The sequence below is a fragment of the Stenotrophomonas sp. STEN038 genome (assembly GCF_056759895.1).
In genome coordinates this window covers 1-14,964 of sequence record NZ_JBRRDW010000076.1, presented here as the reverse complement: position 1 = coordinate 14,964, position 14,964 = coordinate 1, and the positions used below count along the sequence as shown (strand labels likewise).

The window sequence follows — 14,964 nt, the reverse complement described above, 5'->3', positions numbered from 1 at the left end:
CGATTGTATTTCCCGCAGACGCCGGCATACGCTAGTTCTGCCGGGCTCGTGGGCGCGGTGATGTGTATATGAGACTGCGCCAGGAACACATCCTGGCGGGAGGCGCCGGCAAACCTCGCTGTGATCCGGCAACTCGACGACAGTGCTACCAACGAATCCGTGGCGGTACCGGCGAATCGTGCGAAGGGAACAAGGGAAGCACGTACTCCGACAGCTCCTGCAGGACGTCCTGTGCCGGGCGCTGACTGAACTGGATTCCCAGGGCCGCATGGTTGACGCCTGCACGTTGCCATTCCCCCAGCAGGTCGATCAAGCCGTTGCGCCCCGTTCGCAAGGTGTAGCCGCCATCGATAGCCGTTCTGGGATGGTTGGGGTCTTCCACCAGATCGATCCACTCGTTGGTGACGTGCGGGCGGAAGCCGCCATCGCCGATCAATCCGCGCCATGCGCGTATCTTCTCGGCCAGACGCTTGGGGCCAGCAGCGTGGTGGGTGGCATCCGGGTAGGTCAGCCAACCATCGGCCTGTTCGGCAACCCATTGCAGCGACTGCCGCGAGGTTCCGGTCACCAACAGCGGCACCGCACCGGCCACCGGCTTGGGCAACAGCTCAATGCCTTGCGCACGACCCAGGGGCGAGTTGATGCTCACCATGCCCGGCTGCATCAACTCGCGGACGTAGCTGACGGTATCTGCAAAGCGTTCAGCGCGTTGTGCGTGTTCGATACCGTACGCCGGAAACTCAACCGGCCTGTCGCCAGAGGCGATACCCATCACCAGACGGCCACCAGACAACTGGTCAATCGTGGCTGCGGACTTGGCCAGGTCGATGGGATGCCGCAGCGAGAAAATGGCGCTGCCAGTGGCCAAGGCGATGTGCTCGGTGTGAGCCGCAAGGAACGCCAGGTAGGTGAATGGATCGAAGACCTGCCCGGCGTCGCCGAACAAGGGGTCGAACAGGGGAACATCACGGACCCAGACTGCAGCGAAGCCGGCACGATCAAGCTGACCAACCAACGCTGATTGGCCTGCCAGGACACGCATATCCCCCCGATAGAAGCGCAGCGGCAGGAAGATGCCCAGACTCAGCGCGTCCTGGCGGAACATCCGTTGGTAACCGCGATGATCCGCAAAAGCAGGAGAAGAAGCGCCCTTGGGCGCTGTTTGCATGGCGATGCTGGTGTTCAATGGGTTCATGTTATGGGTCTCGCTCATGGGCCGGTCGCTGGTTCAGGGATAAGTACGCCGCGCTGTACGGCAGGCCGTTCGGCGACACGGGCGTGCCAATCGTTCAAATGCGGATAAGTGCTGAAGTCCAGGTCGATGACCCGGGCGATATGGGTCCATCCAAAGCCCGCGATGTCGGCGATGGAGTACTCGTTGCCGGCCAGCCAAGGCCGATCAGCCAGGCGCTGATCCAAGGTCGCGAAGAACTCATTGCTCAAGCGCCGATAGCGTTCAATGGCAATCGGAAGCGCTTCGTCGGCAAACATCTCGAAGTGAACGCGCTGGCCAAGGATCGGTCCGACGCTGGCGGAATGGAACATCAGCCAGGTGATCGCTTCCCACCGAGCTGCCGGCTGCTTTGGCAGAAGGCGGCCGCTCTTTTCGGCCAGGTACAACAGGATGGCTGCCGACTCGAAGACAGTGATGCCAGCGGATTCGTCCACAAGCACGGGAATGCGCGCGTGTGGGTGTAACTTCAGGAAGTCTGGCTGCCGGTGCTTGCCTTCGGCGATGCGCACATGATGCAGCTGGTAGGGCAGTTCGAGTTCTTCCAGCGCAATGCTTATCTTGAAGCCGTTTGGTGAGCTGTCGGTATAGAGATGAAGTGTTGGGCTGGACACGAAGTATTCCTTTTTTTTTTGGATGCAGTTCACCGAGCCCACCGGGGACAAGGCCCGGTGCGTGGCTGGCGAAAGTGAGGAGCAGGTGTTGGGTCTGCGTGTTGCTGCAGGCCGCCATGAGCTGTCGCATGGTGGTGAGCTCGATTGCCCAGCTCGCCCCAGCAATTGGTGGGCGCAGTTGTTGCGCTCGACCTGAAACCGGCGGGCTTGAACTCGCGCTGCGCGTTCTTTTGCCAGTGCTTTTCCAATGCGCGTTGCGAGGTTTCGGATGGTTTGTTGGGGGCGCAAGCTGATGGCCTGCTGTTCGAAGCCAGGCTCCTGTTGGCCGGGGATGCTTGCAGTCTATGGGGCATGATCAGATCCGGAAAACGATCTTATCTGCTCGATAACGTGAGATTTTCTAATGTTATTTTGCGCCGACTCCGAGTGGATCAAGGGAAGCAGGAAGCGCGGCACCCTCGTGCGTATCGGAACCTTGAATATTGGTTATGTTGCAGGAATGAACATGCTGATCACTCGTTATCACTCAGCCCGCATATCGCCAGCAACCGTGCATTCGTAAGTTCAGCTTTTCTCATTTGATGAAATGATCCATGCTGGCCCTACTTGATGGGTGCAAGCCCACCAGATACGCATTACTTCCAAGCGTAAAAGATCGGGAAATTGAACCAATGGGTGCTGTCCTACCGTTATTGGCCCTGCGTACATTTGTGGAGACCGGTCGTCACGGGAGCCTCAAGGCTGCTGCCGAGGTCATGGGCGTTACGCCAGGCGCAGTGAGCCAGCAGCTGAAACTGTTGAGTGACCGTACTGGTGTCACGCTGTTCACCCGCAATCGGCATGGCGTCGCACTCAGTCCAGCAGGCGCGCAAGTCTATCCGGCCTTACTTCGCGCTTTCGACACCATCCAGGACAGCATGGCGCTGTTGGAGGCGATCAACGGGCGGCAGACACTGACGATCAGCACGGTTCCCGGTTTTGCTGCGTCCTGGTTGGTGCCTCGACTGGGCCGCTTCACCGAAAAGCATCCGGACATCGAGGTGCGCGTTGAAGCTTCTTCGGCCTTGGTTGATCTGCGCCGCGATCGCATCGATATAGCGATTCGTCACGGGCTCGGAGAGTACCCGGGCTTGGTTTCACGTCACCTTGCTTCGCCGGTGTTCCTGCCAGTAGCGAGTCCTGTGCTGCTTGCTGCCGGCAAACCGGTCCGCAAGCCGATTGACTGTCTCAAGTACCCATTGCTGCAGGACTCGGATCGTAGCGATTGGCGGCTTTGGTACAAAGCACTCGGGGTGGCGGACGACCCCCGTATCGAACGAGGCGTCGCGTTCGATGATGATGTGTTGTTGATCCGCGCCGCCGAGGCAGGGCAGGGGATTGCGCTGGTACGTGATGTGTACGTGCAGTCGGAAGTGGCCAGCGGTCGATTGGCGGTCGCTTTGGACCAGCCATGGCCCACCGAGTTTGCCTACTATGCGGTGACCCTGCCCGGGGCAGATGAGAAACCGGCCATCGCCGCGTTTCTGTCATGGTTGCAGAGCGAAGCCCGGCGCGAAGAGGCATTGATTTGATTCCGGGCTGTTGCTTTCAGTAGCACCCACGGTCGCGACAGCGACCGCATAGATAGCTGAGATCCCGCCAGGGAGGAACGCGCTGCTGGTGATGTTGGCGGGCAGCCGTCGATCGTGGAGCTTGAGCTTTGTAGATTCGTACAGACCGTACGCCGACGCCGGCCATGCCAAGGCTCCAGAGTGGTGCCTGCCGGTTCCGGAATCAGAGAAAGATTGCTGGAGCCCCTTGACCTTCCAATGGCGGCAATCTTTAGACTTCGCGCCAACACAGAGTAGCCATGGACTACGCACGGAGTTCTGCGCGGCTTCGGAACGGAGTCCATTGGTGCGGAACACTTGCCGCAGGCCAAGTGCTCCAGCCTCTATTTCAAACCTAGTCACGGCTCGAAAGAACATCACATTAACGATGAGGACGTCGTCATGAGCAACGTTTCCACCCCGCACGTAATCGTCTACACAACACCCACTTGCCCCGACTGCCGAATGCTGAAGGATTGGCTCGGCCGTGCAGGAGTGGCGTTTGAAGAGCGTGACCTGACCGATCCTGCAATCAGCGACGAGGCCAAAACCCGTACCGGCGTGCGCATCGCGCCAATCACGATTGTAGGCGAGCGGGTCTTCTACGGTACGTTCGCCTCGCAAAAACAAGGTTTGGTCGAGGCACTCGGCCTATCCAACACAGCCTGAGTAGCCGCCATGACGAACCATGTTGAAATCCTGCAGACCGGGGGCATCATCACGGTGCCGGCAGGTGTCACGATTCTGGACGCCGCGCTCGCCAATGGAGTTGCCTTTCCACACGGATGTCGCTCGGGTCGCTGCGGGTCCTGCAAAACCCGCCTCGTCAGCGGTTCCGTCGAGTCTCTCGAACATAGCCGTTTTGCGTTGACGCAGGCAGAAAAATCGCAAGGATTGATTCTGGCTTGTCGCGCCATTCCAACAACCAACGGAATCGTCAGCTGGCTTGATGACGACCAAGTAGATCCCCATCCGATCCGTCGCCTGAACGGCAAGGTGACGATGAACGAGGCGGTTACGCATGACATCAATCGTATCCAGATCGTCAACGATGAGGGCGAACGGCTGAGCTTTGCTGCTGGCCAGTATGTTCGGCTCACGTTTCCTGGCCTGCCAAGCCGTGACTACTCCATCGCCAGCCCATCGGGTAGCCAGGTGTTGGAGTTCCACATTCGTCGAGTCCGCGGCGGGGCGGTGAGCGATCCCATCCATGCGCAAGTGCGCCCTGGTGCCTCGGTGCTTGTTGAAGGCCCATTTGGATCTTCGTTCCTGCGCGAACGGCACGCCGGACCAATGCTATGCATCGCGGGCGGCTCGGGTCTTGCGCCGATCAAATGCATCGTTGAGGCAGCAATTGCGAGTGGTATGCGCCAGCCAATACATATCTACTTCGGCGCCAGAAGCAGTCGAGATCTTTACCTCGTTGAGCATTTCCGGGCTCTGACGCGGCAGCACTCCTACCTGACATTTACACCCGTGTTGTCAGATGTCTCCGGGGATGGCATTTGGAGGACCGGGCTGGTGACAGACGCGGTTGCCGAAGACCTGCAGGATCTTGATGGCTGGAAAGCCTATTGCGCTGGACCGCCTGGGATGGTTGAAGCGGCCATCCAGACCACCAGGACCAATGGTCTGCGGTCGGGCGATCTGCACGCGGATGTGTTCCACACGCCGGGATGAGTGCTGTATCGGCTCCTGAGAACATGGGCTCGCCCCTGAGTCCATCACCAAGGTAAGGCCCCAGCGTGCACGGAAAAGTTGTCATGGAAAGTGGCGCTCATGATGCTGCCCAGCGCTAGTGGCGCGCTACGCGCACAAACACGAGGACTCTTTACCACAACAGCGTTGGGGTCGTAGCCTGCTGCTACTTTCTGGAGGTATAGGGCTGATCCGGCACAGACCAGCGCCATGGCAGATCCACGGCTTTGGAAATTCCCACCCGAGGACCTATCACCGGTGCAGCAGGGGGAGGTGTGCCATCGGATACGATCCGGATGCCACGATCACCGCTCACCAGATCCGCGCCGTCATGCGCGCGGTTGATTCCGAAAGCCTGAGAGAGTTTGCCGGGGCCATTGGCCAGATCGATCGGGCGCTTTGCAGCAGGCCTGGCCTGATACATCAGTTCCAACCCGTTCAAGGGTTGCGCTGCCCTGAGCAGCACGCCGACACCTTCACCGACCTCACCGCAGACTGCATTGCTTCCCCAATGCATGCCATAGGTGAAATAGACATATAGATGCCCCGGAGGGCCGAACATTGTGGCGTTGCGCGCGGTCTTGCCGCGGAATGAGTGAGCTGCGGGATCTTCGCTGCCGGCGTAGGCCTCAACTTCAACGATGCGCGCGCAGCGGCCGTCGTGATGTAACAGGATCTTGTTGAGCAGCTCCGGCGCGACCACAGTGGGATGCCGGCGATAGAAATCGCGTGGCAGAACCTGCATATCTTCCAGGAAAGATTTCATTGTGGTTCGCCTCCGCATTGCGGTGGTTCAACCCAGCCAGTCGGGCTGAACCACCGATTCAATCGACGTTTGCTACCTCACCAATCGGTAGGTGCATAGTCCTTCAGGAACTGGCCCCATACGTGTTCACCGCTGTTGAAGCCGTGGATGATCGGGTCAACGATGCGGGCGGCACCGTCGATGATGTCCAACGGTGGGTGGAAGCGTTCTTCCTGCACCTTGCGGGCAGCCAGGCCCGCCGGATCTTCGTCGGTCACCCAGCCGGTATCCACGCTGTTCATGTGGATGCCGTCGTTCTGGTAATCGGCCGCCGAAGTGCGCGTCATCATGTTCAACGCGGCCTTGGCCATGTTGGTATGCGGGTGACGGGTGGTCTTGAAGTTGCGGTAGAACTGGCCTTCCATCGCCGACACATTGACGATGTGCTTGTCGCGCTCAGGCGTGGACAGCATCAGCGGCTTCAGGCGCGCATTGATGATGAACGGTGCGATGGCATTGACCAGCTGGGTTTCCAGCAGCTCCACCGACGGCACTTCGGCCATGCGCAGGCGCCAGGAATTGCTGTCGCGCAGATCCACCTGCTGCAGGTCCTGGTCCAGCCGGCCATCGGGGAATAGATGACGCTGGCCCAATAGTTCATCAGCCAGCAGCGGCACCTGCGACAGCTCGGCAGCGCGGGTCAGGCCATCCTTGCCAACAGCGTGCGGCGACGGCAGCGCGGCCGCCGCGACCGGCAGCAGGTCAGCGCTACGCAGGCCTTCGTAGTTGCCGATCAACTTGCGGATGGTTTCGGGCAGGCTCTGCACCGCAGCGGTTTCGCCGGCCATCATGTGTGCATAGAACTGCGGTGGGCGACGCACGGTCTGGCAGGCGTTGTTGATGATGAAGTCCAGACGGCTGCGTGTGGCCAACAGCTCGCTGCAGAACGCTTCCACGCTGGGCGTGTGGCGAAGATCCAGCCCGTAGACCTGGAGGCGATGGCCCCACACGGCGAAGTCGGGCTCTTCGGCGTAACGGGCCGCCGAGTCGCGCGGGAAGCGGGTGGTCACGATCAGTTCGGCACCGGCGCGCAGCAGCTTCAAACCGGCCTGGTAGCCGATCTTGACCCGGCCGCCGGTCAGCAGTGCCACGCGCCCACGCAGGTCCGCGGTCTCGGTGCGCTTGATGTAGTTGAGATCGGCGCAGGTCGGGCACATCTGGTCGTAGAAGTGATGCAGCTGGGTGAACTTCTGCTTGCACACGTAGCAGTGGCGCAGCTCGGGCGAATGCACCGGCTCTTCAGCTGCGGCAGCGCCTTCTCCGTTGCTGGCATCGTGCAGGCCGGCTGCATGCGGCGGGAAGTAGTTCGGTGTGCTGAATACCGGCTTGCGGCGCAGGGCACGGATACCGGTCTGTTCAAGCAGTGCCTCGGACTTGCGTACCTTCTCCTGGTGGCGTTCACGGGCCTGCTTCTTGAGCATCTGCCGTCGCGCTTTCGGTTCGGGGTGAAATACCTTGGCGACGACCTGATGCAGGCGCACGCGGTCGGCTTCGGGCAGCGCATCGAGCATGCCGCGATCGGCTTCAATGGCCTCCAGCAGATCCAGCGCTTCGCGCAGGCGATCCGCCAAGGGCAGGGCAGGGTCAACAGGGGTATCGATGGCGTTCAAATGACGATCCGGGAAGAGCGGCGGCAAGCCGTGAATGGACAGCAGAGCGATGACCGCCTCGATGCGGGTCCATGCTGTAGCGGGCCGGGAGCGTCCGGCCGGCGGCAATTGTCCCAGATATCAGGGGCTTGGCGCCAATGCCGGGTTGATGGACGGGCCGCTGGGCCTGCGTGGTTGCCTTCCGGGGCCGCGCGCACCGGAGCTGATGCAGGTTGAACCAGGCCAAGGACCGAGGCTCACGGACCTGGGCCATCAGCGCCAAGCGCCACATCAGCTACTTTGAGCAGTGGTCTCCCAGGCGATGAAGGCCCAGCGCTTGGTGGGTGCCAGCCCGAGCCGATTCATAGGCGAATGCCCGTGCCACTCCGCAATCCTGCTGTGTTCGCTCATCTGCAGCCCACCGAACAACTGTTCTGCCTGGCGGATCAGGTCGTCTGCAGTCTGTGTCTGGTCCAATGCCGACACCGGCAGGTAATCGAGCCGGGGCTCCCGTCCCAAGTCCCAGAGCAGCTCCATCACATAGCGATGGTCCGGCATGGGAATCCATTGCCGGCCCAGCAGCGCCGCAAGCTCCAAGACGCCAGTACGCGGCTGCGTGGTACAGGTCACGTAGACGCGCTGTGCTGCGTGTGCGTCGAGTTTCATCAGCGCCCGCTCCAGCTCAGGGACCATCAGCGAACGCGAGGCGATGGCGACGTCGCAGACGGGCAGCGTGTTCCAGTCGTCCTCCCAAGACAGGTGATGTGCGTCGATGTTGTGGATCTGTTGGGCGCGGATGGCGGCATGCAGGCCATCGAGCATGCCCTGGCTGTAGTCCAGGGCATGGACCTGTTTCACCTGCGCGGCGAGTGGCAAGCTGAGCAGGCCGGGCCCGCAACCAACGTCCAGCACGCTGTTGACGCCGCGCAGGTCGAGCCGCGCCAGGAATGCCTCGCTGTAGTCGTCGTGCCGACGCTTCCAGCTCGACTGCGCCGCACGCGCATCCCACGCGCTGGCGGGCTTGGCCTGGAAGCCGCAGGCCAGCAGATGCTGGCGGTAGCGGGCCATGTGATCGATAGGGGCCGGAAGTGTGGTCATCAGGACAGTGGCTGCAGATCAGGAAGGGCTATGGCTATGCGCGAGGCATCGACGTTGTAGAGCTGCGCCAATCGTTCGGGTGTGGCGACCTCGCGGGCGGGACCGAGCGCGTGCAGGCTTCCGCTGGCCATCAAGGCAATGCGGTCTGCCACCTGCAGTGCATGCTGCGGTTGGTGTGTGGACAGCAACACGCCGATACCGCGATCGGCGAGGCTCCGCACGGTATCGAGAATGCGTAGCTGGTTGCCGAAATCGAGGCTGGCGGTAGGTTCATCCATGATCAGGATCTGTGCACGTTGCACGAGTGCGCGCGCTATCAACACCAACTGGCGTTCACCGCCACTGAGGGTGCTGACCACGCGCTGCGCCAATGCGACGATGCCGAGCTGATCCAGGCAGTCAAGGGCAATTGTTTCGTCCGCACGCGTGGGCGTGGCCAACAAACCAAGATGGGCCGCGCGGCCCATGGCAACGACTTCCAGTACCCGCCAGGCAAAGGCGAACGGCGCTGACTGAGGAACGTACGCCAGCTGTCGGGCACGCTGGTTGCGGCTGAGCAGATGCAGTGGCTGCCCCTGCAACGTAATCTCGCCTGAAATGGCGGGGAGCAGGCCAAGCAGCGTGCGGAACAGCGTGGTCTTTCCGCAGCCATTGGGACCCAACAGGCACAGCACTTCGCCTGCATGAAGGTGCAGGTCCGAAGGCTCGCCCAGGGGCTGCTGGCGATGGCCTACCGTCAGCCCGCGTGTCTGCAGGAGAACGTCGCCCATCCTCATGCCCGGCTCTCGCTGCGTGCCAGCACCAACAGGAAACACGGAACACCGACGAACGCAGTGAGAATGCCGAGCGGCAGTTCAATCGGCGCCAAGGTCCGCGCCAGTGTGTCGGCCGCAAGCAGGAAGCTGGCACCCAGCAGCAGGCTGGCCGGCAACAGCCGACGGAAATCGGCGCCTACCAGCAAACGGGCGATATGCGGCGCCACCAGCCCGACCCAGCCGATGATGCCGGCCAGCGACACAGCGGCCGCTGTGCACAGGGTCGCCGCGGCAATCAGCGTCCAGCGTAGAGGTGTGACCGCGACACCCAACGCACTGGCTTCCTCATCGCCCAGACTCAGCAGATTGATCCGCCAACGCAGCAACAGCAGCGGCACTAGTCCAACCAGCAGCAGCGGCGCCGTCACGCGTAGATCGCCAACGACCACCGCATTCAATCCGCCGAGCAACCAGAACGTGATCGAGGGAAGCTGTGTGTAAGGATCTGCCAGCAGCTTCAGCAGTGAGATGCCTGCGCCCAACAGCGCTGAAACCGCAACGCCGGCCAGCACCAACACCAGTATCGGCTCGTGCCGGCGCACAAGTGCTGCCACCAGACAAACCAGACCAACTGCGGCCAGCCCGCCGGCGAACGCGAAGCCCTGCACCAGCAACAACGGCAGACCGAGGAACAATGCCAGCGACGCACCTAGCCCGGCACCCGCGGAGACACCAAGAATGTCGGGCGAGACCAGAGGATTGCGGAACATCGCCTGATAGGCGGCGCCGGCAGCAGACAGCACCGCGCCAATCAGTACTGCTGCGACAACACGCGGCAGACGGATGTTCCACAACGCCGCATGCACCCCCGGTGGGCTTGGCTCGCCGATGCCAAATAATTGCCAGCCCACCGCCTGCATCAAGCTCGTTGGGGATACAGGAAACTGGCCAACCGAGAATGCCAGCAACACCATTGTCGCCAACAGCGCCCAGCCAGCGGCATGCCAAGCCCAGCGTGGCATTGGCCGAACCGTCATTGGCGCCCAGCCAGGCTGCGTGCGATTTCATCTGGCAGTAGCTGACCCCACAGCAATTGATGCAGCGTGCTGATGCGCGCACGTAACGCGGTTGGCGCAAGCGCTGGCGACGCGCCTGGGTGCAGGCGCGATAGCAACCATGGCAAGCCTGGTAGACGATTGATGCCGGGCGGGCCATCCAGCCAGCCGAACGGCAGTGACGGTGCGCAGTGCAAACGCCCTTCGCGCACCGCGCGCAAACTGCGCCAACGCGCGTCCTGTGCCGCGCTTGCGGCGAATGCCGCGTCCTGGGTGAGGATCACGTCCGGGTCCCAAGCCAGCAATTGCTCCAGCGAAACTCGTGCCAACCCACCTTTGCCGGCTGCGGCGGCAACATTGCGGCCGCCACAAAATTCGATGACTTCCGTGTTGATCGAACCTGCCAGGCCACTTTCCAGCCCATCGCTGCCGCGTCCGTAATAGACAGTGGGACGCGAAGTGGCAGGGCGGCTGGCGAGTACCTCGCGCACCAAGGCCAGCTGCGCTTCGGCTGCCTGCGCCAAGGCCTCGCCGCGCGCGCTTACGCCCAATAGTCTGCCAACATGGCGAAGCTGTGCAGGATGGTCGGGCAGGCGCCCAGCCACGAGTTCAACCGGAATGCCGGTCTGTTGCCATACGCGTTCGGCCGAGTCACGGTAGCTTGCGTCGAAGTCGCCCGCATCCAGCACCAGATCCGGTTGCAGCTCGAGCAGGCGTTCCAGGCTGACGGTGCTGCCACGCTCTGCAAGTCGGCCGATCATCGGCAGGCCGCGTAGTGAAGCCGGCAGCTGAGCCAGTGCGGTTGGCGAGACCCGCATCGGCCAACCCAATAGCCGCTGTGGCGCGAGTGCCGCAATCAGCACAGCCGCGGGTGCGCCCGCGGCAAATATGCGCTGCGGCGTGCCTTTGGGTTCACCCAAGCGCAGTACGCGTTGCGCGGGCATCGCCAACAACCTGCTCCCCGCGAACAGCAGCGGAGCCAGCGCAAACACCTGCAACAGCGCACGACGTTTCATATCGCCTCCTGATGGTGCTGGCGACAGCCATCCCACCACTGCTGCAATGCCTCGTTGGTGGCGGGAAGTTCAACCGCCATGCCACCGGTGAACTCGCGCCAGGCATCGAGATATGGCAGCTTTACGGCAGTCAGCAGCGGAATGCCGGCCAGCATCAGGGCCAACAGTTCATCGGCCATACCACCGCCTTGCGACTCCAGCGTGCCGAAACGATTGGCGATCACCAGCGCCGCGGGTTCCTGCGCGGCACGACGCAGCACCACGCTGGCGTCGGCAATGCCACGGGGATCAAGATTGCAACCGCAGGAGGCGGCGCCCAGCGCCTGGCTGATGGGGTAGCGGGACTGCGGATCGGTTACGTCCATCAGCACCATGCGTTTGCCCGTGGCTGTTGGCGCATGGGGCAGGTGCACCAGCCCGCGGACGCGGTGCCCGGCTGCGAGCTGGCGGGCAGCGAAAGCCGCCAGTAATCCATCGGGCTCACCATTGCCGTCATGCACGATGGCGGCGATGTGTGCGGGCTGCGCGCTGCTCATGCTCAGTACCTCCAGTTGGCATTGGCAAACCAGGTGCGGCCGGGCATCGGGTAACCGTCGGCCAGCTCGTACCACTTGTCGCCGATATTGCGCACGCCCAGGTCGAGCTCGACGTTGCCACGCGGTGACCAGCTTGCTTTCAGTCCGCCGATACCGAAGCCGGGCAGGGCGCGCACCGGGCGGGTGACGTCGGCATAACTGACCTTGCGGCCTTGTTCGGCCTCCAACGTGGCCTGCAGGCGCAGCTCAGGCAGCAGTTGCCAGGCAACCGCCATGAACAAGCGTTGCCGCGGACTGTCGAGCAAGGCCACGTCGCGGTTCTGCAGATTGGTACGGCGCAGCCAGGTGTAGCTGCCCTGCAGATCCCAGTCCTCGCCGAGGCGCTGCTGCAGGCCAAGCTCGACACCAACGTTGCGGGCGCGGCCAATGTTCTGCGCTTGGTTGCAGGTGCGGCCGCCGCACTCAGGCGAGGCAACTACAGCCGTCTGGATCAGGTCATCGATGCGGCTGTGGAAGGCCGCTGCCTGCAGTTGGCTGCCGTGCCACCAACTGCCGCGCACGCCCAGTTCGAGATGGGTGGCGTGCTCCGGGGCCAGGTCCGGGTTGGGCAGGGCGGCGCCCATACGCGCCGAGTAGCGGTCCTTGATGGTGGGGAAGCGCGTGCGACGGGCGGCGCTGGCATACCACTGCTGCTCTGGTGCCACTTGTTGCACATACTCAAGCACTGCATTGGTGGCATCGGCGTTGCCGGTAGGCCAGTAATAGACGCGTTTGGCCTCGCGGCGGTCGTAGCCGATGCCGGCCCGCAGGTGTGCGGTATCGGTCAAGGCAATACGATCTTCAACCGCCACCGAGGTAGTGACATCGCGGAAGTCCTTGGTCGGCGAGTGCGGGTTGCGCTCGCTGTGCTGGTCTTCCTTGTAATGCAACGCAAGCTGCAGCTGTTGGCGCGGCAGGGCATCGGTCGCCAAGGTGACCGAGCCGCCAACTGTCTTGTCGTCGTAGATGCTGGGGAAACTGGCGTTGTCCAAGGCGGTTTGATAGCTGCCGTCGGTATAGGCCTCCAGCCCGTTGCCATAGGTGTCGCGATACAGGCGGGTGCGCAGTGTCGTGTGCTGGCCGAGCTGGGTGTTGCCAATGAAGTACAGGCTGTCCTTGTCCCACCACGGCCAGCGCCAGTAGCGAATACCGCTGCGTGCGGTGCCTGTGTATACCGGGTTGCCCTTCTCGCTATCCTGGCGGGCGTAGCCGATGGCATATTCATCGCCCTCACGCGGCGTGTAGCCGAGCTTGAATGACAGCCGCCGGTCTTCCCGGTCAGCATTGCGGCGGTCATCGCCGGTGTCGGTCGGTACGCGTTTGTAATCGACGAAACCGTCTGGAAGCGGGAATTCATCCGCCTTGAGGATCGACCAGCCAAGCTGGTAGTACCAATCACCTTGGCGCCCGCCAAGATTGACCACAGCCTTGCGCTCGCCGCCATCGGCGACGCCCAGGCGCAGGTCGGCTTCGAACGGACGCTCTGGGCGCCGGCTGATCAGATTGATGGCACCGCCAAGGATATTGGGCCCGTAGAGCAGTGAAGCGGCGCCGCTGGCGACTTCGATCCGCGCCAGATCGAAGGTGGTGAAACGGCCGAAATCGACATAGCCGTCATAAGGGACGTAGAGCGGAACGCCATCGAGGAATACCGGCACCTGGCGGGGATCGAAGCCGCGCAGGTAGACCATGTCCTCGTTGCGCGAATTGCGCGCCAGGCTGACACCGGGCAGCACGCTGACTGCGTCACCAACAGTATTGCGATCCAGCTGCTGGATGCGATCGGCGTCCAAGACGCGCTCAGCGACGGTGCTGGAGGTGCCGCGCTCGGCATGGACATCGATACTGCCCAAGGTGAAAACCGGTGGGGCGGCGATGTCGGCAGCTGCGGCGGACAGGGGAAGCAGAAGGGCTGACAGCGGCAGAACGAAACGGCAGGTGCGCATTCTCGCAATCCTCGGGTTCGCTATATCCAAGATGATATAACGGTGCGGTGAGGTCAACGTCGTGACCGATGTGGGGATTCTCTGTGGCCGGAGCCGAGGCGTCCTTGATCGATATCAAGCCGGGGGGAGATGGCGTGCGGCTTACACTTGCCGCAGTTATCGCAGGCGGGGACCAGACGATATGAGTGAGACCGACTCCATGCTGGAGCTGCAAGGCAGCCTATGGCTGAACGTTGCCGGGCAAAGCCTGGGTGGTCGCGGCCGCTTCGCCTTGCTGGGGTTCATCGACGCCTGCGGTTCGATCAGCCAGGCTGCCAAGCGCATGGGCATGACCTACAAGAACGCTTGGGACGCGGTGGACGCGATGAACACGGCAGCCGGCGAACCCTTGGTGGCACGCAGCGTAGGTGGCCGTGGCGGCGGCGGTGCCCAATTGACCGAGCGCGGCCGTCAGCTGGTGGCACGCTTCGAGCAGCTTGAGCGCGCACACCGTGCCTTCCTGCAATCCCAACAGATTCCCGCCGGATTGGACGAGGACATGGCATTGATACGGAGAATCGGCATGATCACGAGTGCGCGCAATCAATTCCACGGCAGGATCAGTGCCGTAGCCGCCGGTGCCGTGAACGACGAAGTGCAGATTGAAATAGCGCGGGGACTGACGGTCGTGGCGACCATCACCCACGGCAGCATGGAATCGCTGGGGCTGGAGGTTGGTATGCCAGCCTACGCACTGATCAAGGCATCGTCGGTGCTCTTGGCGCAGGGTCAAGGCACGCGGTGTTCGGCGCGCAACCAGTTCAACGGCACGGTGGCGCGTATCACCGAAGGCGCCGTGAATGACGAAGTGGTGGTGGACATCGGCCACGGCTGCAGTGTTGTTGGAGTTCCCAGGATTTCCTAGACAGAGCTAGCCTCTGTTGGGGGTAGCATTGGGAGACAGTCATGTCTGCAGGCAAGATCACCAGCAAGACCCGGCAAGCCTACAAATTC

14 protein-coding genes are annotated in these 14,964 nt (G+C 62.3%); 4 read left to right on the top strand and 10 right to left on the bottom strand.

Features of this window, described 5'->3' with window-relative positions; genetic code table 11:
• Positions 1–145 precede the first annotated feature (145 nt).
• Complete coding sequence (locus tag ACVOLS_RS20115; RefSeq protein ID WP_481547100.1) at positions 146–1,213, bottom strand: LLM class oxidoreductase; 1,068 nt, start codon at positions 1,211–1,213, stop codon at positions 146–148.
• Positions 1,210–2,133: a glutathione S-transferase family protein gene (locus ACVOLS_RS20110; protein WP_481547099.1), complete on the bottom strand. Its 924-nt coding sequence runs from the start codon at positions 2,131–2,133 to the stop codon at positions 1,210–1,212. Before ACVOLS_RS20110 ends, ACVOLS_RS20115 begins: the two co-directional genes overlap by 4 nt.
• A 305-nt stretch (positions 2,134–2,438) precedes the next feature.
• On the opposite strand from ACVOLS_RS20110, the gene ACVOLS_RS20105 reads away from it, so the two are divergent.
• From ACVOLS_RS20105 to ACVOLS_RS20095, 3 genes are all read left to right on the top strand, one after another.
• Positions 2,439–3,416, top strand: a complete 978-nt coding sequence (locus ACVOLS_RS20105) for a LysR substrate-binding domain-containing protein (protein ID WP_481547098.1) — start codon at positions 2,439–2,441, stop codon at positions 3,414–3,416.
• A gap of 420 nt (positions 3,417–3,836) precedes the next feature.
• Positions 3,837–4,103, top strand: coding sequence for a glutaredoxin family protein (locus ACVOLS_RS20100; RefSeq protein ID WP_481547097.1), 267 nt, complete (start codon positions 3,837–3,839; stop codon positions 4,101–4,103).
• A gap of 9 nt (positions 4,104–4,112) precedes the next feature.
• Positions 4,113–5,114, top strand: a complete 1,002-nt coding sequence (locus ACVOLS_RS20095; protein WP_481547096.1) for a 2Fe-2S iron-sulfur cluster-binding protein — start codon at positions 4,113–4,115, stop codon at positions 5,112–5,114.
• 184 nt (positions 5,115–5,298) lie between these two features.
• Here ACVOLS_RS20095 and ACVOLS_RS20090 read toward each other — a convergent pair whose 3' ends face one another.
• From ACVOLS_RS20090 to ACVOLS_RS20055, 8 genes are all read right to left on the bottom strand, one after another.
• Entirely contained in the window at positions 5,299–5,898 is a 600-nt protein-coding gene (locus tag ACVOLS_RS20090) for a DNA-3-methyladenine glycosylase (RefSeq protein WP_481547095.1), read from the bottom strand.
• Between the two features lie 77 nt (positions 5,899–5,975).
• Positions 5,976–7,547: an SDR family NAD(P)-dependent oxidoreductase gene (locus tag ACVOLS_RS20085; RefSeq protein ID WP_481547094.1), complete on the bottom strand. Its 1,572-nt coding sequence runs from the start codon at positions 7,545–7,547 to the stop codon at positions 5,976–5,978.
• A gap of 270 nt (positions 7,548–7,817) precedes the next feature.
• Entirely contained in the window at positions 7,818–8,624 is an 807-nt protein-coding gene (locus tag ACVOLS_RS20080; RefSeq protein WP_481547093.1) for a class I SAM-dependent methyltransferase, read from the bottom strand.
• The gene (locus ACVOLS_RS20075) at positions 8,624–9,394 is read right to left on the bottom strand and encodes an ABC transporter ATP-binding protein (RefSeq protein WP_481547092.1); all 771 of its coding nucleotides are present in this window, start codon (positions 9,392–9,394) and stop codon (positions 8,624–8,626) included. Before ACVOLS_RS20075 ends, ACVOLS_RS20080 begins: the two co-directional genes overlap by 1 nt.
• A 2-nt stretch (positions 9,395–9,396) precedes the next feature.
• The gene (locus tag ACVOLS_RS20070; RefSeq protein ID WP_481547091.1) at positions 9,397–10,401 is read right to left on the bottom strand and encodes a FecCD family ABC transporter permease; all 1,005 of its coding nucleotides are present in this window, start codon (positions 10,399–10,401) and stop codon (positions 9,397–9,399) included.
• 11 nt (positions 10,402–10,412) lie between these two features.
• Entirely contained in the window at positions 10,413–11,450 is a 1,038-nt protein-coding gene (locus tag ACVOLS_RS20065; RefSeq protein WP_481547090.1) for an ABC transporter substrate-binding protein, read from the bottom strand.
• Positions 11,447–11,986, bottom strand: a complete 540-nt coding sequence (locus tag ACVOLS_RS20060) for a DUF2478 domain-containing protein (RefSeq protein ID WP_481547089.1) — start codon at positions 11,984–11,986, stop codon at positions 11,447–11,449. The genes ACVOLS_RS20065 and ACVOLS_RS20060 overlap by 4 nt, the downstream gene beginning before the upstream one ends.
• A 2-nt stretch (positions 11,987–11,988) precedes the next feature.
• Positions 11,989–13,971 carry a TonB-dependent receptor plug domain-containing protein gene (locus ACVOLS_RS20055; RefSeq protein ID WP_481547088.1) on the bottom strand — a complete coding sequence of 661 codons (1,983 nt, stop codon included), beginning with the start codon at positions 13,969–13,971 and terminating at the stop codon, positions 11,989–11,991.
• A 181-nt stretch (positions 13,972–14,152) separates the two neighbouring features.
• On the opposite strand from ACVOLS_RS20055, the gene ACVOLS_RS20050 reads away from it, so the two are divergent.
• A complete protein-coding gene (locus ACVOLS_RS20050) occupies positions 14,153–14,875 on the top strand; it encodes a TOBE domain-containing protein (protein ID WP_481547087.1) in 723 nt (240 codons plus the stop codon).
• The last annotated feature ends 89 nt before the right edge of the window (positions 14,876–14,964 follow it).

Bases quoted from the DNA above. Each gene is read 5' to 3' on its own strand.
- ACVOLS_RS20060 (WP_481547089.1), bottom strand. From the start codon at position 11,986: ATGAGCAGCGCGCAGCCCGCACACATCGCCGCCATCGTGCATGACGGC.
- ACVOLS_RS20070 (WP_481547091.1), bottom strand. From the start codon at position 10,401: ATGCCACGCTGGGCTTGGCATGCCGCTGGCTGGGCGCTGTTGGCGACA.
- ACVOLS_RS20050 (WP_481547087.1), top strand. From the start codon at position 14,153: ATGAGTGAGACCGACTCCATGCTGGAGCTGCAAGGCAGCCTATGGCTG.
- ACVOLS_RS20055 (WP_481547088.1), bottom strand. From the start codon at position 13,971: ATGCGCACCTGCCGTTTCGTTCTGCCGCTGTCAGCCCTTCTGCTTCCC.
- ACVOLS_RS20090 (WP_481547095.1), bottom strand. From the start codon at position 5,898: ATGAAATCTTTCCTGGAAGATATGCAGGTTCTGCCACGCGATTTCTAT.
- ACVOLS_RS20065 (WP_481547090.1), bottom strand. From the start codon at position 11,450: ATGAAACGTCGTGCGCTGTTGCAGGTGTTTGCGCTGGCTCCGCTGCTG.
- ACVOLS_RS20075 (WP_481547092.1), bottom strand. From the start codon at position 9,394: ATGGGCGACGTTCTCCTGCAGACACGCGGGCTGACGGTAGGCCATCGC.
- ACVOLS_RS20095 (WP_481547096.1), top strand. From the start codon at position 4,113: ATGACGAACCATGTTGAAATCCTGCAGACCGGGGGCATCATCACGGTG.
- ACVOLS_RS20080 (WP_481547093.1), bottom strand. From the start codon at position 8,624: ATGACCACACTTCCGGCCCCTATCGATCACATGGCCCGCTACCGCCAG.
- ACVOLS_RS20100 (WP_481547097.1), top strand. From the start codon at position 3,837: ATGAGCAACGTTTCCACCCCGCACGTAATCGTCTACACAACACCCACT.
- ACVOLS_RS20115 (WP_481547100.1), bottom strand. From the start codon at position 1,213: ATGAGCGAGACCCATAACATGAACCCATTGAACACCAGCATCGCCATG.
- ACVOLS_RS20105 (WP_481547098.1), top strand. From the start codon at position 2,439: ATGCTGGCCCTACTTGATGGGTGCAAGCCCACCAGATACGCATTACTT.